Here is an 18,340-nt window from a genome sequence, read left to right as displayed (position 1 = left end):
CATCGCGAGCAAGCTCGGCTCCCACAATAAAAAGCCAGCTCCCACAGGGTCCGGCGTAACTCCAGCAGGGCCCGAAAGCATGTTGATCCAATCCCCTTGGCGCGCCGACTTCCCGGCCATCGCCGCCCTGCAACGGCAAGGCCAGACCTACCTGGACAGCGCCGCCACCACGCAAAAACCCCAAGCTCTGCTGGACGCCCTGACGCACTATTACGCCAACGGCGCGGCCAACGTGCACCGTGCGCAACATCTGCCCGGAGCGCTGGCCACCCAGGCATTCGAAGACAGTCGCCTCAAGGTTTCGCAATGGCTCAACGCGAGGGACTGCGGACAGATCATTTTCACCCACGGCGCCACTTCGGCGTTGAACCTGCTCGCCTACGGACTGGAACATCTGTTCAACCCTGGCGATGAAATTGTTGTCAGCGCCCTGGAGCATCACGCCAACCTGTTGCCTTGGCAGCAACTGGCCGAGCGTCGCGCGTTGAAGCTGGTAGTGCTGCCGCTGGATGCCGATGGGGTGATCGATACCCATGCCGCCGCCGAGCTGATCGGGCCGCGCACGCGCTTGTTGGCCGTGAGCCAGTTATCCAACGTCCTCGGCACCTGGCAGCCATTGCCGGCATTGCTGGCGATGGCCAAGGCGCAAGATGCGCTGACGGTGATCGATGGCGCCCAGGGTGTCGTCCATGGCCGCCACGATGTGGAGGCACTGGGCTGCGATTTCTATGTATTTTCCAGTCACAAGCTGTACGGCCCCGAAGGCCTGGGGGCGTTGTTCGGTCGCACCGAAGCGCTCAGCAAACTGCGTCACTGGCAATTTGGCGGCGAAATGGTCCAGCAAGCCGATTACCACAGCGCCACCTTCCGCCCGGCGCCGCTGGGTTTCGAGGCCGGCACACCGCCCATCGCCAGCGTGATTGGCCTGGGGGCGACACTCGACTACCTGTCCGGTCTCGACGGGCAAGCGGTCATCGACCATGAAACAGCGTTGCACGACTATTTGATTAGCGGCCTGCTGGCGCGCAACGGCGTGCGCCTGGTCGGCAACCCACGCCTGGCCCTGGTCAGCTTCGTGGTCGAAGGTATCCACAACGCCGACCTGGCGCACCTGCTGACCGAGCAAGGCATCGCCGTGCGCGCCGGGCATCACTGCGCAATGCCGCTGTTCAAGCATTTGAAGCTGTCCGGGGCGATTCGGGTATCGCTGGCGCTGTACAACGACTCCGCCGATCTCGAACGTTTCTTCGAAGCCCTGGACCAGGCCTTGGAGATGCTGCGATGAGCCTGCCCGCCGACGCCCTCACCGCGTTGCAGATTTTCCAGGAAGCCTCCGGCTGGGAACAACGGGCCCGTCTGCTGATGCAATGGGGCGAACGCCTGCCGCCCCTGAGCGACGCCGACCAGTGCGAGGCCAACCTCGTCCACGGCTGTGAGAGCCAGGTGTGGTTGGTGGGTCGCTTGCACGACGGGCACTGGCAGTTTTCCGCCAGCAGCGATGCGCGGTTGATCCGGGGGTTGGTGGCGTTGTTGCTGGCGCGGGTCAATGGCTTGTCCGCTGACGAGTTGCAGCAGGTGGATTTGCCGGATTGGTTCAATCAGTTGGGGTTGTCGCGGCAGCTGTCGCCGTCGCGCAGCAATGGGTTGAATGCGGTGTTTAAGCGGATGCGCGAATTGACGGAATAACTGTGGCGAGGGAGCTTGCTCCCGCTTGAGTGCGAAGCGCTCATGAAAACGGGGACTGCTGCGCAGTCCAGCGGGAGCAAGCTCCCTCGCCACAGGTTCACCACTCCCTTAGTGAGCAGCGTTGCATTACTGCCCGGGCTTGACTCTGTCCGCCGGCCGTCGCACACCCGCCACAATCTTATCCACAGCCTTGGTCGCCGCGACCATGCCGAACGTCGCCGTGACCATCATCACCGCACCAAACCCACCCGCGCAGTCGAGCTTGACGCCGTCACCGACAAAACTCTTCTGCAAGCAAATGCTGCCGTCCGGCTTCGGGTAGCGCAGTTGTTCGGTAGAGAACACGCAAGGCACGCTGTAGTGGCGGGTCACGGTGCGGGAAAAGCCGTAGTCGCGGCGCAAGGTGGAGCGCACCTTGGAGGCCAGCGGATCGTTGAAGGTGCGGTTCAAGTCGCAGACCTGGATCAGTGTCGGGTCGATCTGTCCACCCGCGCCGCCGGTGGTGATGATCTGGATCTTGCGGCGCTTGCACCAGGCGATCAGCGCGGCCTTGGCGTTGACGCTGTCGATGCAGTCGATCACGCAATCGATGTTCGGCGTGATGTACTCGGCCATGGTGTCGCGGGTGACGAAGTCCGCCACCGCGTGCACCGTGCAGTCGGGGTTGATCCCGCGCAACCGCTCGGCCATGACCTCGACCTTGGGCTTGCCGACGGTGCTGTCCAGGGCGTGCAACTGACGGTTCGCGTTGCTCACGCAGACATCGTCCAGGTCGAACAGCGAAATCTCGCCCACGCCGCAACGGGCAACGGCTTCCGCCGCCCAGGAACCGACGCCGCCGACGCCGACAATCGCCACATGGGCCGCCCGCAGGCGCTCCAGGCCTTCGATGCCATACAAACGGGCGATACCGGCAAACCGTGGATCTTCTTTACTCATGACCATTACCCCAAAAACCGGCGCGCATTATAGGGCTTTGCCGTGGCAATTCGAGCCGTTCGCGAATCGAATCCCACCAATTTCCCCTTGTGGGAGCGAGCTTGCTCGCGATGGCGTCAGTCCAGTCAATAGAGTATCGACTGATCCACCGCCATCGCGAGCAAGCTCGCTCCCACAGGTTTTGTGTTCCACCTGTCCCCCGCCAGGGGCCCATGAGGGTCGTTTTGCTATAAGATAACCGCCATTTTGCGCGAGCCCGCCCGCGCCTGCACAAGCCTTGCGTTCACACTATATTCCCGGAGCTTTCATGACGGCCCACGCCGACCTCTCGCCGACCCTGCAACTCGCCTGCGACCTGATCCGCCGTCCGTCCGTGACGCCGGTGGATGCCGATTGCCAAAACATCATGATGCAGCGCCTGGGCGACGCCGGTTTCAAGCTTGAGCCGATGCGCATCGAGGATGTGGATAACTTCTGGGCCAGCCATGGCAAGCATGACGGCCCGGTGCTGTGCTTCGCCGGGCACACCGACGTGGTGCCGACCGGTCCGGTGCAGGCCTGGCAGCTCGACCCGTTCGATGCGGTCATCGACGAACAGGGCATGCTCTGCGGTCGTGGCGCGGCGGACATGAAAGGCAGCCTGGCGGCGATGGTCGTGGCGGCCGAGCGGTTCGTCGCCGACTACCCGGATCACAAGGGCTCGCTGACTTTCCTGATCACCAGCGATGAAGAAGGTCCGGCCCACCACGGCACCAAAGCCGTGGTCGAACGCCTCAAGGCCCGCCAGGAACGCCTGGACTGGTGCATCGTCGGCGAGCCGTCGAGTACCACGTTGGTGGGCGATGTGGTCAAGAATGGTCGTCGCGGCTCCCTCGGCGCGAAGCTGACCGTACGCGGCAAGCAAGGCCACGTGGCTTATCCACACCTGGCGAAGAACCCGATCCATCTGGCCGCGCCGGCCCTGGCTGAATTGGCCGCCGAGCACTGGGACCACGGCAACGATTTCTTCCCGCCGACCAGTTTCCAGATCTCCAACCTCAATTCCGGCACCGGTGCGACCAACGTGATCCCCGGTGACCTGGAGGCGGTGTTCAATTTCCGCTTCTCCACCGAATCCACCGTCGAAGGCCTGCAACAGCGCGTCGCCGATATCCTCGACAAGCATCAATTGGACTGGCACATCGACTGGGCCTTGTCCGGCCTGCCATTCCTCACCGAGCCAGGTGCCTTGCTGGACGCCGTGTCGTCGAGCATCAAGGACGTGACCGGACGCGAGACCAAGGCTTCCACCAGCGGCGGCACATCCGACGGTCGTTTCATCGCCACCATGGGCACGCAAGTGGTAGAACTGGGGCCGGTCAACGCGACCATCCACCAAGTCAATGAGCGTGTGCTGGCCGCCGATCTCGACGTGCTCACCGAGATCTACTACAAGACGCTGATCAAGTTGCTCGCCTGATGCTCGCCTGCCCGATCTGCAGTGAACCGCTGAACGCGGTGGACAACGGCGTGGTGTGCCCGGCCGGGCATCGGTTCGACCGTGCGCGGCAGGGTTACCTGAACCTGCTGCCGGTGCAGCACAAGAACAGCCGCGACCCTGGCGACAACCAGGCGATGGTCGAGGCTCGCCGCGACTTTCTCAACGCCGGGCATTACGCCCCGGTCGCCCGGCGCCTGGCCGAGCTGGCCGCCGAACGCGCGCCTGGGCGCTGGCTCGACATCGGTTGCGGCGAGGGTTACTACACCGCGCAAATTGCCGAAGCGCTGCCCAATGCCGATGGCTATGCCCTGGACATCTCTCGCGAAGCGGTCAAACGAGCCTGCAAGCGTAACCCGCAACTGACCTGGTTGATCGCCAGCATGGCCCGGGTGCCGCTGGCGGACGGCTGTTGCCAGTTCCTGGCCAGCGTTTTCAGCCCGCTGGACTGGCAGGAGGCCAAGCGTTTGCTCAGCCCCGGCGGCGGACTGATGAAAGTCGGCCCCACCGCCGGTCACCTGATGGAATTGCGCGAGCGTCTCTACGACGAAGTGCGCGAATACACCGACGACAAGCACCTGGCCCTGGTACCACCGGGCATGGCGCTGGATCACAGCGAAACCCTCGAATTCAAACTGGTGCTCGCCGATGGCCAGGACCGCGCCAACCTGCTGGCGATGACGCCCCATGGCTGGCGCGCCAGTGCCGAACGCCGTGCCAGCGTGATCGAGCAGGCCGAGCCGTTCGAAGTCACGGTGTCGATGCGCTACGATTATTTCATTCTTCAATAATGACCTTTAGGCCTCGGGCAATCGCCTGGGGCCAGTTAAATCCGCGAATGGATTTTTCAAGACCGCAGCGAGGACATCCATGCGCCAACCCGATATCGAGATTTACCTGAAGGACGCCGACGTCGACCACAAGGCCATTGCCCACTGGCTCAGCCAAGCCCTGGGGCCTTGCAGCGACTGGGTACAGAAAGGCCAGACCTACAAGTGCAAGGCCGGCAACATCCCGGTGACCTGGCTGCCCAAGGCCGTGGGCAAATGGAACAGCCTGTACCTGGAAAGCGACCAGACCCCGTGGGAAGACGACATCGCCTGCGCCCGCGCCGCCTTCGCCGCGCTGAACGTCGAAGTGCGCTGCGCGCCTGGCTCCTGGGTGGAAGAAGAAGGGGAAGAATCGGCGGACCGCTGGATTCGCATCAGCGCCGATGGGGAAGAAGAGATTACCTGGAAGACGGCGTAACGCTGACCTCAGCCCACCGAAGCCCCCTGTGGGAGCGAGCTTGCTCGCGATAGCGGTCTGCCTGAGACGGTGATGTTGAATGTAACGCCGTCATCGCGAGCAAGCTCGCTCCCACAGGGGATATGTGGTGGGCACGAATTATGTGGCACCCCATTCAAAACTGTGGGAGCAAGCTCGCTCCCACAATGGGTTTTGTATAGCTAGCAAATGCGGGTTACAACCCCACCACATCCTCAGCCTGCAAGCCCTTCTGCCCTTCCACCACCGCGTACTCGACCTGCTGGCCTTCAGTCAGTGAACGGTGGCCTTCGCCGCGAATCGCGCGGTAGTGCACGAATACATCCGCGCTGCCTTCACGCTGGATGAAGCCGTAACCCTTCGCGTCGTTGAACCACTTCACACTGCCGGTTTCCCGTGCTGCCATGATGCTCACTCCCATCTCTTATTATTAAGTCGGCTTTTCCCGCCCAACCGCAAAAGGCAAAGCCGTACGAACCCAAGCCACCGTCCGGCCGTCCATGGAGAAGGCCAGAGCAGTAACCGGCCGAGTATATGACACCCGGAAAAACTCTCAACTGACTTTACTTCGGCGCTTTTTTGCCGATTTTCGATGAATCCGGCACACTAGCGGGCCCGAGCAGCCGCTCGGTTTTATCCACTCATGCAGAAGCCGTATGACCCGCTCCCCGTTCCGCCGTCTTGTGTTTGGCACCCTGCGCCGACTGTTGTACCTCTGGGTTCGCTCCGAGACGATCAACCAGTCGTCCTTCACCCTCAACCTCGACCGCAGTCGTCCGGTGTTCTACGTCCTGCAAGATCCATCGCTCACCGACCTGGCGGTGCTCGACACCGAATGCACCAAGGCCGGCCTGCCCCGTCCGGTGCTGCCGGTCTCGGTGGGCAATCTGCTGGAGCCGGCGGCGTTTTTCTACCTGACGCCAGCGCCAGACTGGATCGGACGCCAGGACAAGCGCGGTGCGCCGCCCACCCTGACGCGGCTGGTCGACGCCCTGACCCACAACGCCGCCGAAGATGCACAGATCATCCCGGTCAGCGTGTTCTGGGGGCAATCGCCGGACAGCGAATCCAGCCCCTGGAAGCTCTTGTTTGCCGACAGTTGGGCCGTCACCGGGCGCCTGCGTCGCCTGCTGAGCATCATGATCCTGGGGCGCAAGACCCGCGTGCAATTCTCCGCGCCGATCCACCTGCGCGAATTGATCGAACACGACAAGGGCCACGAACGCACCGTGCGCATGGCCCAGCGGATCCTGCGGGTGCACTTCCGCAATCTGAAGGCGGCGGTCATCGGCCCCGACATCTCCCACCGACGCCACCTCGTCAAGGGCCTGTTGAACCAGCCGCTGGTCAAGCAGGCGATTGTCGAGGAAGCCGAGCGGGAAAAGATCTCCCCGGAAAAAGCCAAGGCCCAGGCCCTGCGCTACGGCAACGAGATCGCTTCGGACTACACCTACACCGCGATCCGTTTCCTGGAAGTGGTGCTGAGCTGGTTCTGGAACAAAATCTACGACGGCATCAAGGTCAACCACATCGAAGGCGTGCAGAACGTCGCCCAGGGCCACGAAGTCATCTATGTGCCGTGCCACCGCAGCCACATCGACTACCTGCTGCTGTCATACCTGCTGTTTCGCAACGGCCTGACGCCACCGCACATCGCTGCCGGCATCAACCTCAACATGCCGGTGATCGGCGGCCTGCTGCGCCGTGGCGGGGCGTTCTTCATGCGCCGCACCTTCAAGGGCAACCCACTCTACACCGCGGTGTTCAACGAATACCTGCATACGCTGTTCACCAAAGGCTTTCCGGTGGAATACTTCGTCGAGGGCGGTCGTTCGCGCACCGGGCGCATGCTGCAACCCAAGACCGGCATGCTCGCCATCACCCTGCGCAGCTTCCTGCGTTCGTCACGCATGCCCATCGTCTTCGTGCCGGTCTACATCGGTTATGAACGGGTACTGGAAGGCCGCACCTACCTGGGCGAACTGCGCGGGGCCAGCAAGAAAAAAGAATCGATCTTCGACATCTTCAAGGTCATCGGCGCCCTCAAGCAGCGCTTCGGCCAGGTGGCGGTGAACTTCGGCGAACCCATCAAGCTGGCGGAATTCCTCGACAGCGAACAACCGGATTGGCGCCAACAGGAATTGGGCCCGCAATTCAAACCGGCCTGGCTCAACGCGACCACCCACCGCCTCGGCGAACGCGTGGCCCGGCACCTGAACGAAGCCGCGGCCATCAACCCGGTCAACCTTGTCGCCCTGGCGCTGCTGTCCACCAGCCGCCTGGCCCTGGACGACCGCGCCATGGCCCGGGTGCTCGACCTGTACCTGGCGTTGTTGCGCAAAGTCCCGTACTCGCCCCACACCACCCTGCCCGAAGGCGATGGCCAAGCACTGATCAAGCACGTCAAGGGCATGGACCTGCTGTCGGAACAGAGCGATGCCCTAGGCAAGATTCTGTACCTGGACGAGCAGAACGCGGTGCTGATGACCTACTACCGCAACAACGTGCTGCACATCTTCGCCCTGCCGGCGTTGCTGGCGAGCTTCTTCCAGAGCAGCTCGCGCATGAGCCGCGAGCAGATCCTGCGCTACACCCATGCGTTGTACCCGTACCTGCAATCGGAGCTGTTCATTCGCTGGTCGCTGGAAGAACTGGACGGCGTGGTCGATCAGTGGCTCGACGCGTTCGTCGAACAGGGCCTGCTGCGTTTCGAAAACGACCTGTACCTGCGTCCGGCGCCAAGTTCGCGGCACTTCGTGCTGCTGACGTTGCTGTCGAAAAGCATCGCCCAGACCTTGCAGCGCTTCTACATGACCGTCTCGCTGCTGCTCAACAGCGGTCAAAACACCGTCAGCGCCGAAGAACTGGAAGACCTCTGCACCGTCATGGCCCAGCGCCTGTCGATCCTGCATGGCCTGAATGCGCCGGAGTTCTTCGACAAGAGCCTGTTCCGCCACTTTATCCAGACGATGCTCGACCTCGACGTGCTGCGCCGCGACGAGGCCGGCAAACTCAGCTACCACGAGCTGCTGGGGGAACTGGCCGAAGGTGCGGCCAAGCGCGTGCTGCCGGCGGAAATTCGCCTGTCGATCCGCCAGGTGGCGTTGCATCGCAGTGAAGACGCGGCGGAAGTTGCCGTCAGCCCCGACCTTTGAGGGATGCCGCTCACTCACCGTGAACCATGGAACGGTTCTGGTGAGTGAGTGGGTCAATCGCCAGGCCTACTCCGACGTTGCGCAGCGGCCAAAGTGACGTCAAACGAAGAAAGGACCTACAGAGAACTTTGGAGCAGCTCTCTAGGATGGGCTTACGTCAATCTCGACGTATTGAAAAGGAATTCAACATGAACCTGCATACCATCACCGCAACCATTCACCTGCCAGACGGCTATCAGCCCCCTGGAAATGGCAGCACTTACGTGACTCTCACAACGCCTTGTACATCCGCCGGTATCGGCTCTAACCAAGCGCCGAAAACGCCATGGATCGTCACCTTCACCGTTGACAGCGACGTTGCTGGCCCAGAGGAAGCGTTTACGGTGAGCGCGCGAATCGACGGATACGCTCCCACTTCCCTGTCTGCCGAGCATACCTTTACCTGGAATGGCGGCGATCAGGAAGTTGATGTCCAGCTTTCAGCACAATGACGGTAGCGAAGTGCAAGACAGCTGCATTCTTCCGATTAATTAATCCGACGCTACGTAACGGTGAAAGCGACACCGAACGAAGAAAACACCTACAGAAAACACTTGGATAGCAGTCCAGGATGGCTTCACGTCAATCTCGACGTATTGAAAAGGAATTCAGTTCATGAAACACGCAATCAACGTAACACTGCGTCTGCCAGACGATTATCAAGTCCCACAAACAGGCGCAGGGGATTATGCAATTTCCATCGAAAAAAAGACCGGTCTGCCAGGCACCTATCCTGCCATCAGCTCCAACGTATTTCCGGCGGGAACACCTCTGGTCTTTTCCTTCCACATCGTTCCCGGTTTCGACCCGGCTGTCCCAGGGGACGAGTTCTCGGTGAAGATGCAAATCAACCATGAAGGCACTGACCTTCTAGCCGATAACGAACACACCTTCATTTGGAATGGAGGCGAACAAGACGTTGAGATCGATCTGAGCCTGGCGCCCTCGTCGGCCAATGAAACTGATCGTTCGATCGCGTCCAACGTCTGAGTCGTTACGTTTCGGCTGGATTTTCAGTGCCGAATCCTCCAGATTCTCTTTGGCGCCAGCGTGTTGCTGGCGTCAAAGGAAAGGTACTTCCACATGAAAAAATGTCTTCTGCTTGCATTCACTTCACTGCTGGCCGCGTGCCAATCATCAACGCCACCCGCCGCCTCCGTCGCCAGCCTCGATGGCGAAGTCTTCTATCTGCAACGCATCGCCCTGCCGCCCAACGCCACCTTGAGCGTGAGCCTGCAGGACGTTTCCCTGGCCGACGCTCCCGCGGTGGTGCTCGATGAGCAGCGCGGCCCGGTCAAAGGCCAGGTCCCGTTGCCGTTCCACCTCAGTTATGATGCCAACCAGGTCAAGCCCGGCCATCGTTATGCCGTGAGCGCCCGCATCGAAGTGGACGGCCAGTTGATGTTCATCACCACTGAACAGCATACGGTCCAACTCGATGGCAAAGATCCGCAGCCGTTGAAGATTCGCGTCAACGCCGCACGCTGATTCCTTTTAAATTCCATCAAGGAAGCTGCCATGCTCCGCCCTACCCTTCGTTTCACCGGCCTGTGTGCCGGCCTGTTGATCTGCGCCAATGCCATGGCCCTGTCCCTGGGCGACCTGTCGCAACAAGATGCCACGGGTGGCCTCAAGGACGCCTTGACCCAAGGCGCGCAGGTGGCGGTCAAGCAACTCGGCACTCCCGGCGGCTTCAGCAACAACCCGGACGTGAAGATCGAACTGCCAGGCAAGCTGGGCAAAGTTGCCAGCAAGATGAAGGCCTTCGGCATGGGTGAGCAGGTCGATCAACTGGAAACCAGCATGAACCAGGCTGCTGAGGCGGCAGTGGTCCAGGCCCAGCCGATCCTGGTCAATGCCGTGAAGAACATGAGCGTAAGCGATGCCAAGGGCATCTTGAGCGGCGGCAACGACTCGGCCACGCAATACCTGAACAAGAGCAGCCGCGAGCAGATCCGCGCCAAGTTCCTGCCCATCGTCAAGCAAGCTACTGACAAGGTCGGCCTGGCCCAGCAATACAATGCCTTCGCCGGCCAGGCCGCCACTTTCGGCGTGCTGGATGCCAAGAGCGCCAACATCGAAAACTACGTGACCGAACAGGCGCTGGACGGGCTGTTCGACATGATCGGCAAGCAGGAAGCCACCATTCGCCAGAACCCGGCGGCGGCTGCGACCAGTTTGGCGAAGAAGGTGTTCGGTACGCTCTAAGCCCCCACCACAAAAATTAATAGCTGTGGGAGCAAGCTTGCTCGCGATGAGTACAGTCTCTATCTGAAAAACCACGATCCTGTGGCGAGGGAGCTTGCTCCCGCTGGGCTGCGCAGCGGCCCCAAGCTTTTGCGGTTGCTGCGCAACCGAGCGGGAGCAAGCTCCCTCGCCACAGGTTAGGTGTACACCTGTTGATCAGGTTTTCTTGACCCTGAACCACGCCGCATACAACGCCGGCAGGAACAACAGCGTCAACGCCGTGGCCACGATCAGGCCGCCCATGATCGCCACCGCCATCGGCCCGAAGAACAAGCTGCGCGACAGCGGGATCATCGCCAGCACCGCCGCCAGTGCGGTGAGCACGATGGGGCGGAAGCGCCGCACCGTGGCTTCGATGATCGCCTGCCAAGGTGCCAGCCCCGCCTTGATGTCCTGCTCGATCTGGTCCACCAGGATCACCGAGTTGCGCATGATCATCCCCGACAGCGCAATGGTGCCCAGCATGGCGACGAAGCCGAACGGCTGGCGGAACACCAGCAGGAACAGCGTGACGCCGATCAATCCCAGGGGCGCCGTAAGGAACACCATGGCCGTGCGTGAGAAGCTGCGCAGTTGCAGCATCAGCAGCGTCAGCACCACCACGATGAACAACGGCACACCGGCATTCACCGATTTCTGGCCACGGGCCGAATCCTCCACCGTACCGCCCACTTCCAGCAGGTAACCGTCCGGCAGTTCGGCGCGAATCGGGTCCAGGGTCGGGAAGATCTGTTGCACCAGGGTCGCCGGTTGTTCCTTGCCGTAGATATCGGCCCGCACGGTCACGCTCGGCAGCCGATTGCGGTGCCAGATCACGCCCTCCTCGAAACCGTATTCCAACGTCGCGATCTGCGACAAGGCAACACTCTTGCCGTTGTCGGTCGGCACCGCCAAGCTCGGCAGCAACGACAACTCGGTGCGCTCATGCACCGTACCGCGCAGCAGGATCTCGATCAGTTCGTTGTCTTCCCGGTACTGGCTGACGCTGGAGCCGGTGAGGGAACTGCGCAGGAAACTCGCCAGGTGGGTGGTGCTGACGCCCAGGGCCCGGGCGCGGTCCTGGTCAACGTTGAGGTACACCACCTTGCTCGGCTCCTCCCAGTCCAGGTGCACATTGACCACGTAGGGGTTTTCGCGAACTTTTGTCGCCACTTTCCGCGCCAAGGCCCGGACTTCCTCGATGTGTTCACCCGTGACGCGGAACTGCACCGGATAGCCGACCGGCGGGCCGTTTTCCAGGCGCGTGACTCGCGAGCGCAGGGTCGGGAATTGCTCGTTCAGGGTCGAAATCAACCAACTGCGCAACGGCTCGCGGTCTTCGATGGTCTTGGCCAGCACCACGAACTGGGCGAAGCTGGAAGCCGGCAACTGTTGATCCAGGGGCAAGTAGAAGCGCGGTGAACCGGTGCCGACGTAGGCCACGTAGTTGTCGATGCCGGCATGGTCCTTGAGCAGCGCTTCCAGGCGCTTGACCTGCTCGGCGGTATTGCTCAGGGAGGCGCCTTCCTGCAGTTTCAAGTCGACCATCAGTTCCAGCCGCCCCGATGCCGGGAAGAACTGCTGCGGCACGAAACGGAACAACGCCACCGAGCCGACAAACAACAGCACGGTCAGCAGGATGACGGTTTTGCGCCGACGCACACACCACTCCACCATCCGCCGGACACGCTGATAGAACGGCGTGCCGTAAGGGTCGGTCTGGCCGTCAGTCGTGCCATGTTTGGCCGCGTGAATTTTCGCCAGGTCCGGCAGGAGCTTTTCCCCCAGGTACGGCACGAACACCACGGCGGCCACCCAAGAGGCCAGCAATGCCAGTGTCACCACCTGGAAAATCGAACGGGTGTATTCGCCGGTGCCCGATTGCGCGGTGGCGATCGGCAGGAAGCCCGCCGCCGTGATCAACGTACCAGTGAGCATCGGGAATGCGGTGCTGGTCCAGGCGAAGCTGGCCGCCTTGATCCGGTCGAAGCCCTGCTCCATCTTGATCGCCATCATCTCCACCGCAATGATCGCGTCGTCCACCAGCAGCCCCAGGGCCAATACCAGCGCACCGAGGGAAATCTTGTGCAGGCCGATCCCCAGGTAATACATGGCGGCGAAGGTCATCGCCAACACCAGCGGAATCGCCAGGGCCACCACCATCCCGGTGCGCAACCCGAGGGAGAAGAAGCTCACCAGCAACACGATCGTCAGGGCTTCCACCAGCACCTGGACGAACTCACCGACCCCGGTTTTCACCGCCGCCGGCTGGTCCGACACCTTGTGCAATTGCATGCCGGCCGGCAGTGAGTTCTGGAGGCGAGCAAAGTCGACCTCAAGGGCCTTGCCCAGAATCAGGATATCCCCGCCTTGCTTCATCGCCACGGCCAGGCCAATGGCGTCCTCGCCCATGAAGCGCATGCGGGGCGCCGGCGGGTCGTTGAAACCGCGGCGCACATCCGCCAGGTCGCTGATACGGAACGTCCGGTCGCCGACCCGGATCGGGAAGTTGCGGATCTCTTCCACGGTCTGGAAATTCCCCGAGACCCGTAGCTGCAAACGCTCGCTGCCGGTTTCGAAGAAGCCGGCGGTGGAAACCGTGTTCTGCTCTTCAAGGGCCTGCTGGACCGCCGCCAAGGGCAGGCCGAGGGTCGCCAGCTTAACGTTCGACAACTCGATCCAGATCTTCTCGTCCTGCAAACCGATCAGTTCGACCTTGCCCACATCCTTGACCCGCTGCAGCTGGAGCTGAATGCGATCGGCGTAGTCCTTGAGCACGGCATAGTCGAAGCCTTCGCCAGTCAGCGCGTAGATATTGCCGAAGGTGGTGCCGAATTCATCGTTGAAGAACGGCCCCTGGACATCCGGCGGCAAGGTGTGGCGGATGTCGCCGATCTTCTTGCGCAACTGATACCACAGCTCGGGAATCTGCGCCGAATGCATGGAATCACGCGCCGCGAAAGTCACCTGGGATTCCCCCGGGCGGGAGAACGAGACGATCTTTTCGTAATCGCCGGTTTCCATCAGCTTCTTTTCGATACGCTCGGTGACTTGGCGCGACACTTCCTCGGCCGTCGCTCCCGGCCACACGGTGCGAATGACCATGGCCTTGAATGTGAACGGCGGGTCTTCGCTCTGGCCGAGCTTGGTGTAGGAAAGCGCCCCGACGATGGCCAGCAACAGCATCAGGAACAGTACGATCTGGCGGTTACGCAACGCCCATTCGGAAAGATTGAAACCCATTGGGACTACTCCTTGGCCGCCAGGTTGACCACGCGGTTGGAGCGATCCACCGGCCGCACCTGCTGGCCGTCGAGGAGCACATGTATGCCAGCCGCCACCACCCAGTCATTGGCGCTCAAGCCTTCGAGCACTGGCACGGTTTTTTCGCCGAAGGCACCCACGCGCACCGGGGCTTTCCTGACCGTGTTGTCCGGGTTGACGACCCAGACGTAGGTGGCGCCATTCTCGGCAGTGAGGGCTGATAGCGGCACTGACAGCGGCGCCTTTTCAGCCGTCTGGATGAACACCCGGGCACTTTGGCCCAGCTCCGCCGGAACACTGCCGGCGGTGAAGGCCACGCGGGCGGCGAAGGTGCGGGACTTGGGGTCGGCGGCCGGCGACAGCTCACGAATCCGCCCGCTGAAGCGCTGGTCAGGCTGGCTCCACAACTCGACCGACACCGGCTGGCCAATCTTGAACCGGCCAAAGCCCTGTTCCGGCAGGCTGATCAGCACTTCACGCTCGCCATCGGTGGCCAGGGTGAAAACGGTTTGCCCGGCCGAAACCACCTGCCCGACTTCCACCGAGCGCCGGGCCACCACGCCATCCTGGGGCGCACGCAGCACCGAATAGCTGGCCTGGTTGTTGGCGACATCAAACTCGGCCTTGATCTGCTTGAGCCGCGCGGTGCCGGAGCGGTAGAGGTTTTCGGCGTTGTCGTATTGGGAGCGGCTGACCATCTGCCGCTCCATCAAGGTCTTGTAGCGGTCACGTTCGGCGCGGACCAGGTTCAGGTTGGCCTCGGCGGCAGCAACCTGGGCACGGGTCGCTTCCAGTTGCAGGCGCACATCCTCGGGGTCGAGCTCGGCCAGCGATTGATTGGCCTTGACCCGCTGCCCCTCTTCCACCAGTCGTCGGCTCACCTTGCCGCCAATGCGAAAGGCCAGTTCAGGTTCGAAACGTGCCCGCACTTCGCCCGGGTAACTGTCCATCGCCTGGGCCGACGGCTCGGGTTTGACCACCATGGCAGGACGCACGGCGACGGGCACCGGCTCGTCGTGACCGCACGCAGACAATAAAAAAGCCAGGGCGACTGGCATGGCGAGGGGCAGGGCATAGCGGAACATGGCGAGTGACCTTTCGCTAATGGTGCTTGGAATAATTATACTGGCGAGTATGTTATTAATAGCAAACTCACCAGTCCAGTATTAAAGCGAAGAATGTCGAACAATCCTCCAACCCCCAGCGGTCCTGGCCGCCCCAAGGACCTGGCCAAGCGCCAGGCTATTCTCGACGCGGCGAAACGCCTGTTCCTGAGCATGGGGTATGCCAATACCAGCATGGACGCCGTCGCCACCGAGGCGGGCGTTTCGAAGCTGACGGTCTACAGCCATTTCAACGACAAGGAGACGCTGTTTTCCGCTGCCGTGATGGCCAAATGTGAAGAGCAGGTGCCATCGCTGTTTTACGAATGGCCTGACGGCGTTCCGATCGAACACGTGTTGCTGAACATTGCCCGCGGGTTCAATCAACTGATCAACAGCGATGAATCGTTGAACCTGCATCGCCTGATCATGGCCCTGGGCAGCCAGGACCCGAAGCTGTCGACGATTTTCTACGAAGCCGGTCCGCAACGGATGCTCTCAGGCATGGAGCGGCTGCTGACCAAGGTCAACCAGAGCGGCGCCCTGAGCATCGATAAACCGCGCAATGCCGCCGAGCATTTCTTCTGCCTGATCAAGGGCGCGGCGAATTTCCGCTTGTTGTCCGGCTGCGGCCCGGCCCCGGAACCCGAAGCCGCCGAGGCCCATGTGCAGGAAGTGGTGGGGTTGTTCATGCGGGCTTATCGGCCTTAGCCTTTCGCTGGCTGAAAGGGCCTCATCGCGAGCAAGCTCGCTCCCACAGGGTTTGATGAACACCACAGATCCAATGTGGGAGCGAGCCTGCTCGCGAAGGCGATGGCACAGCCAACATCACCGTCCCGGACAAACCGCTATCGCGAGCAGGCTCGCTCCCACAGTTGACCGGTGCGAACACATCTCCATCATTCGACGACAAACCCTGTGGGAGCGAGCTTGCTCGCGATGCAGGCAACTCGGTCTCAAGGCTTGAGCGCTTTCTTCGGATAGATGTCGTAGCGACTGGACTTGCCATCGAGCCCATGGCTCGGCTTCGGCCCTTCGATGCACGGGGCTTTGCGCGGGCGCTTGACCACCACTCGATGAGTCGCCAAGGCCAGGGCCGCGGCGAGCAGCGCCGGGGCGTCCGGGTCATCGCCCACCAGGGGCCGGAACAAGCGCATCTCCTTCTTCACCAGGGCGGTTTTCTCACGATGAGGGAACATCGGGTCCAGGTAGATCACCTGGGGCGGTTCGCCTTCCCAGTTGCGCATCACCTCGATGGCGTTGCCCTTGAGCAAGCGCATGCGCGCCACGATCGGCGCCACGTCGAAGTCTTCTGCGCCACGGGCCAGGCCATCCTCCAACAAGGCCGCGATCAGCGGCTGACGCTCGATCAAGCTCATTTCACAGCCCAGGCTGGCCAGCACAAACGCATCCTTGCCCAACCCGGCGGTGGCATCCAGCACCCGCGGGCGCACACCCTGGGCGATCCCGACTGCCTTGGCGATCATCTGGCCACTGCCGCCGCCGTACAACCGCCGATGGGCCGCCCCACCCTCGACGAAGTCCACGCGCACCGGCCCTGGCGCATCCGGGCCCAACTGCTGCAACTGCACCCCTTGCTCGCCAACCTGCAAGGCGAACTCGCCTTCGTCCCCTTGCAAAGGCAGGCCAAGCCGCTCGGCCCAGTGTTCGGCCTGCGGTTGGAAGGCCGGGGCCAGGGCCTCGACATGGATGCGGCAGGCCGCGGGTTGCTCACTCATGGAAGTTGTTCACTTATGGAAAACATGCTCAAAAAATTAAGGATCGGCAAAAACGGCCGATAACAACGGTGAACGGCATTTTGCCAGAGCTGAGCGTCGACCGAGAAAAATGTCAGACATTCAATCCACATCGATAGGCGTTATCTCTCCTTACGGCGATTACAGCCTGCGTAACACCCAAGCACTGAGCGGCGTCAGTCACTTGTGGCAGGATTTTTTTGCCCGAGCCCTGGCCGATCAACTGGGTGACAACGCACCGGCGCCTGGCAGCTACCAGCCAGAGCCCCTCGATGAGGCCGTTGAACCGACCCTCGGTGCCGAACTGCTGGCGCACATTGTCAGCCAGCGCACCTGCGAAGTGACCGAAACACAGGTCAAGCCGCCAGAACCGCTGTTCCTGCCCATCGCCGAATTCGAACTCGACCTGCTGGACAAACCTTTCCCGCCGTTCCCGCCAGAAGAAATCGTTGCCCAGCAACACCAGCAGACCTTCGAAAGCAACTGGGTCCGCCCACTCGTCCTCACCGCCGGCCAACCACTGCCGGAACCGGGCCCGGCGCCACAACCGCGCCCGTTGCACCTACCGATCGCCGAATTCGAACTCGAGCTGCTGGACAAGCCGTTCCCGCCGTTCCCGGAAGAGGAATTGGTGGCGCAGCAGAAACAACTGGACTTCGACACCCGCTGGGCACGTCCGATCGTGCTGCAGAACCTGCGCATCGCCGCTTAAATCAGCGACAGATCCACCATGGCCCCACATCCAGATGAAAATGGTTGCGGTGCGCCGCGTTGTAATCCGGGCTCAAGACCACACTGAACATATCGCAGGCGCCATCCCGTGCCTGACGCAAAAAGCGCGCATCGGCCGTGTCCTTGGGCCAGTCCCTGAGCACGCTGATCGTGCGCCCATCGGCCAGGCGAAACCCGGCGATGTCCAGCGCGCTGGCGGTGGCGTGCTGGCTGCGCGCCCCGCTCTCACGCCCGTACATGTTGCGACAGGCGAAACTGCCCAGGTGATCGACCCGCGTCACTTTCTGCCCGTAGACCGCCATTGCCGCCGGCTGCAACCCGTGACGCTCGAACAGCGCGAACGCCACCGCCAGCGGGCAACTGGCGAGGAAGCTGCTGCTCAACGCCACCTCACCGCCCTGCACCCTCAAGACATTGGTCAATGGGCATGTGGTATTGGCGCCACTGTCGGCCTGGCGCGCGGTGCGCAGCCCGGAGGTGGCGAGGGCCTGGTCGCACAGCTGCGGGTCGTTGCGCAGGGCCATGAGTTTGAAACGGGTGAGCAGGTTGGGCGCCAGATTGACGTCCAAAGGCGCCCAGGGATTCCATTGGGGCGGCAGCGCCACCCAGCCGCGCCATACCCCCAGCACGGCAAGGCCAATGAGCAGGGCCACGACCGCAAGCGCTTTCAAAAACCGCACGATATTGCCTCGGGCA

Annotated in this window: 18 protein-coding genes; 12 read left to right on the top strand and 6 right to left on the bottom strand. The window is 62.0% G+C overall.

Translation table 11 applies throughout. The annotated features are described in order from the left end of the window. The first annotated feature begins 79 nt into the window (after positions 1–79). Both J3P85_RS05280 and J3P85_RS05275 read left to right on the top strand, forming a co-directional pair. Complete coding sequence (locus J3P85_RS05280) at positions 80–1,285, top strand: aminotransferase class V-fold PLP-dependent enzyme (protein ID WP_434705129.1); 1,206 nt, start codon at positions 80–82, stop codon at positions 1,283–1,285. Next, on the top strand, positions 1,282–1,686 hold the full coding sequence (locus J3P85_RS05275; RefSeq protein WP_434705128.1) for a SufE family protein: 405 nt from the start codon (positions 1,282–1,284) through the stop codon (positions 1,684–1,686). The genes J3P85_RS05280 and J3P85_RS05275 overlap by 4 nt, the downstream gene beginning before the upstream one ends. Positions 1,687–1,812: 126 nt before the next feature. Here the strand turns inward: J3P85_RS05275 and tcdA are convergent, their stop codons facing one another. Continuing rightward, positions 1,813–2,631 carry a tRNA cyclic N6-threonylcarbamoyladenosine(37) synthase TcdA gene (gene tcdA, locus J3P85_RS05270; RefSeq protein WP_434705127.1) on the bottom strand — a complete coding sequence of 273 codons (819 nt, stop codon included), beginning with the start codon at positions 2,629–2,631 and terminating at the stop codon, positions 1,813–1,815. 301 nt (positions 2,632–2,932) lie between these two features. On the opposite strand from tcdA, the gene dapE reads away from it, so the two are divergent. From dapE to J3P85_RS05255, 3 genes are all read left to right on the top strand, one after another. After that, the gene (gene dapE, locus J3P85_RS05265; RefSeq protein ID WP_434705126.1) at positions 2,933–4,084 is read left to right on the top strand and encodes a succinyl-diaminopimelate desuccinylase; all 1,152 of its coding nucleotides are present in this window, start codon (positions 2,933–2,935) and stop codon (positions 4,082–4,084) included. Then, positions 4,084–4,893: a putative RNA methyltransferase gene (locus J3P85_RS05260; RefSeq protein WP_434705125.1), complete on the top strand. Its 810-nt coding sequence runs from the start codon at positions 4,084–4,086 to the stop codon at positions 4,891–4,893. Before dapE ends, J3P85_RS05260 begins: the two co-directional genes overlap by 1 nt. A 79-nt stretch (positions 4,894–4,972) precedes the next feature. Further along, on the top strand, positions 4,973–5,350 hold the full coding sequence (locus J3P85_RS05255) for a hypothetical protein (RefSeq protein ID WP_434705124.1): 378 nt from the start codon (positions 4,973–4,975) through the stop codon (positions 5,348–5,350). A gap of 214 nt (positions 5,351–5,564) precedes the next feature. On the opposite strand, the gene J3P85_RS05250 is transcribed toward J3P85_RS05255, so the two are convergent. After that, positions 5,565–5,774 (bottom strand): cold shock domain-containing protein, encoded by a 210-nt coding sequence (locus tag J3P85_RS05250; protein ID WP_207965472.1) that lies wholly within the window; start codon positions 5,772–5,774, stop codon positions 5,565–5,567. Between the two features lie 250 nt (positions 5,775–6,024). Between J3P85_RS05250 and plsB the strand changes: the two genes are divergently transcribed. From plsB to J3P85_RS05225, 5 genes are all read left to right on the top strand, one after another. Continuing rightward, positions 6,025–8,523: a glycerol-3-phosphate 1-O-acyltransferase PlsB gene (gene plsB / locus J3P85_RS05245; RefSeq protein WP_434705123.1), complete on the top strand. Its 2,499-nt coding sequence runs from the start codon at positions 6,025–6,027 to the stop codon at positions 8,521–8,523. 188 nt (positions 8,524–8,711) lie between these two features. Further along, the gene (locus tag J3P85_RS05240; protein WP_434705122.1) at positions 8,712–9,014 is read left to right on the top strand and encodes a hypothetical protein; all 303 of its coding nucleotides are present in this window, start codon (positions 8,712–8,714) and stop codon (positions 9,012–9,014) included. Between the two features lie 163 nt (positions 9,015–9,177). Then, positions 9,178–9,552: a hypothetical protein gene (locus J3P85_RS05235; protein ID WP_434705121.1), complete on the top strand. Its 375-nt coding sequence runs from the start codon at positions 9,178–9,180 to the stop codon at positions 9,550–9,552. Positions 9,553–9,645: 93 nt separating this feature from the next. Continuing rightward, positions 9,646–10,050: a YbaY family lipoprotein gene (locus tag J3P85_RS05230; protein WP_186705484.1), complete on the top strand. Its 405-nt coding sequence runs from the start codon at positions 9,646–9,648 to the stop codon at positions 10,048–10,050. Positions 10,051–10,080: 30 nt separating this feature from the next. Then, complete coding sequence (locus J3P85_RS05225; protein WP_434705120.1) at positions 10,081–10,770, top strand: DUF4197 domain-containing protein; 690 nt, start codon at positions 10,081–10,083, stop codon at positions 10,768–10,770. 195 nt (positions 10,771–10,965) lie between these two features. Here J3P85_RS05225 and J3P85_RS05220 read toward each other — a convergent pair whose 3' ends face one another. Then, a complete protein-coding gene (locus tag J3P85_RS05220) occupies positions 10,966–14,031 on the bottom strand; it encodes an efflux RND transporter permease subunit (protein ID WP_434572114.1) in 3,066 nt (1,021 codons plus the stop codon). Positions 14,032–14,036: 5 nt separating this feature from the next. After that, positions 14,037–15,137 carry an efflux RND transporter periplasmic adaptor subunit gene (locus J3P85_RS05215; protein WP_434705119.1) on the bottom strand — a complete coding sequence of 367 codons (1,101 nt, stop codon included), beginning with the start codon at positions 15,135–15,137 and terminating at the stop codon, positions 14,037–14,039. 93 nt (positions 15,138–15,230) lie between these two features. Between J3P85_RS05215 and J3P85_RS05210 the strand changes: the two genes are divergently transcribed. Further along, positions 15,231–15,866, top strand: a complete 636-nt coding sequence (locus J3P85_RS05210; protein WP_434705118.1) for a TetR/AcrR family transcriptional regulator — start codon at positions 15,231–15,233, stop codon at positions 15,864–15,866. A gap of 245 nt (positions 15,867–16,111) precedes the next feature. Here the strand turns inward: J3P85_RS05210 and J3P85_RS05205 are convergent, their stop codons facing one another. Then, positions 16,112–16,894, bottom strand: a complete 783-nt coding sequence (locus J3P85_RS05205) for a class I SAM-dependent methyltransferase (RefSeq protein WP_250963603.1) — start codon at positions 16,892–16,894, stop codon at positions 16,112–16,114. A gap of 109 nt (positions 16,895–17,003) precedes the next feature. On the opposite strand from J3P85_RS05205, the gene J3P85_RS05200 reads away from it, so the two are divergent. Then, entirely contained in the window at positions 17,004–17,624 is a 621-nt protein-coding gene (locus tag J3P85_RS05200) for an energy transducer TonB (RefSeq protein ID WP_434705117.1), read from the top strand. 1 nt (position 17,625) lies between these two features. On the opposite strand, the gene J3P85_RS05195 is transcribed toward J3P85_RS05200, so the two are convergent. Continuing rightward, positions 17,626–18,324, bottom strand: a complete 699-nt coding sequence (locus J3P85_RS05195; RefSeq protein ID WP_411386593.1) for an extensin-like domain-containing protein — start codon at positions 18,322–18,324, stop codon at positions 17,626–17,628. Between the last annotated feature and the right edge of the window lie 16 nt (positions 18,325–18,340).

The organism is Pseudomonas sp. Z1-12 (assembly GCF_051132015.1).
Lineage (GTDB): Bacteria > Pseudomonadota > Gammaproteobacteria > Pseudomonadales > Pseudomonadaceae > Aquipseudomonas > Aquipseudomonas zanjanensis.
The sequence above is the reverse complement of the archived record's forward strand: the minus strand, read 5'-3'. Positions and strand labels throughout refer to the sequence as shown.

Bases quoted from the DNA above. Each gene is read 5' to 3' on its own strand.
- J3P85_RS05225 (WP_434705120.1), top strand. From the start codon at position 10,081: ATGCTCCGCCCTACCCTTCGTTTCACCGGCCTGTGTGCCGGCCTGTTG.
- J3P85_RS05240 (WP_434705122.1), top strand. From the start codon at position 8,712: ATGAACCTGCATACCATCACCGCAACCATTCACCTGCCAGACGGCTAT.
- J3P85_RS05235 (WP_434705121.1), top strand. From the start codon at position 9,178: ATGAAACACGCAATCAACGTAACACTGCGTCTGCCAGACGATTATCAA.
- J3P85_RS05255 (WP_434705124.1), top strand. From the start codon at position 4,973: ATGCGCCAACCCGATATCGAGATTTACCTGAAGGACGCCGACGTCGAC.
- J3P85_RS05210 (WP_434705118.1), top strand. From the start codon at position 15,231: ATGTCGAACAATCCTCCAACCCCCAGCGGTCCTGGCCGCCCCAAGGAC.
- J3P85_RS05230 (WP_186705484.1), top strand. From the start codon at position 9,646: ATGAAAAAATGTCTTCTGCTTGCATTCACTTCACTGCTGGCCGCGTGC.
- tcdA (WP_434705127.1), bottom strand. From the start codon at position 2,631: ATGGTCATGAGTAAAGAAGATCCACGGTTTGCCGGTATCGCCCGTTTG.
- J3P85_RS05280 (WP_434705129.1), top strand. From the start codon at position 80: ATGTTGATCCAATCCCCTTGGCGCGCCGACTTCCCGGCCATCGCCGCC.
- J3P85_RS05260 (WP_434705125.1), top strand. From the start codon at position 4,084: ATGCTCGCCTGCCCGATCTGCAGTGAACCGCTGAACGCGGTGGACAAC.
- dapE (WP_434705126.1), top strand. From the start codon at position 2,933: ATGACGGCCCACGCCGACCTCTCGCCGACCCTGCAACTCGCCTGCGAC.
- J3P85_RS05220 (WP_434572114.1), bottom strand. From the start codon at position 14,031: ATGGGTTTCAATCTTTCCGAATGGGCGTTGCGTAACCGCCAGATCGTA.
- J3P85_RS05200 (WP_434705117.1), top strand. From the start codon at position 17,004: ATGTCAGACATTCAATCCACATCGATAGGCGTTATCTCTCCTTACGGC.
- J3P85_RS05275 (WP_434705128.1), top strand. From the start codon at position 1,282: ATGAGCCTGCCCGCCGACGCCCTCACCGCGTTGCAGATTTTCCAGGAA.
- J3P85_RS05215 (WP_434705119.1), bottom strand. From the start codon at position 15,137: ATGTTCCGCTATGCCCTGCCCCTCGCCATGCCAGTCGCCCTGGCTTTT.
- J3P85_RS05250 (WP_207965472.1), bottom strand. From the start codon at position 5,774: ATGGCAGCACGGGAAACCGGCAGTGTGAAGTGGTTCAACGACGCGAAG.
- plsB (WP_434705123.1), top strand. From the start codon at position 6,025: ATGACCCGCTCCCCGTTCCGCCGTCTTGTGTTTGGCACCCTGCGCCGA.
- J3P85_RS05205 (WP_250963603.1), bottom strand. From the start codon at position 16,894: ATGAGTGAGCAACCCGCGGCCTGCCGCATCCATGTCGAGGCCCTGGCC.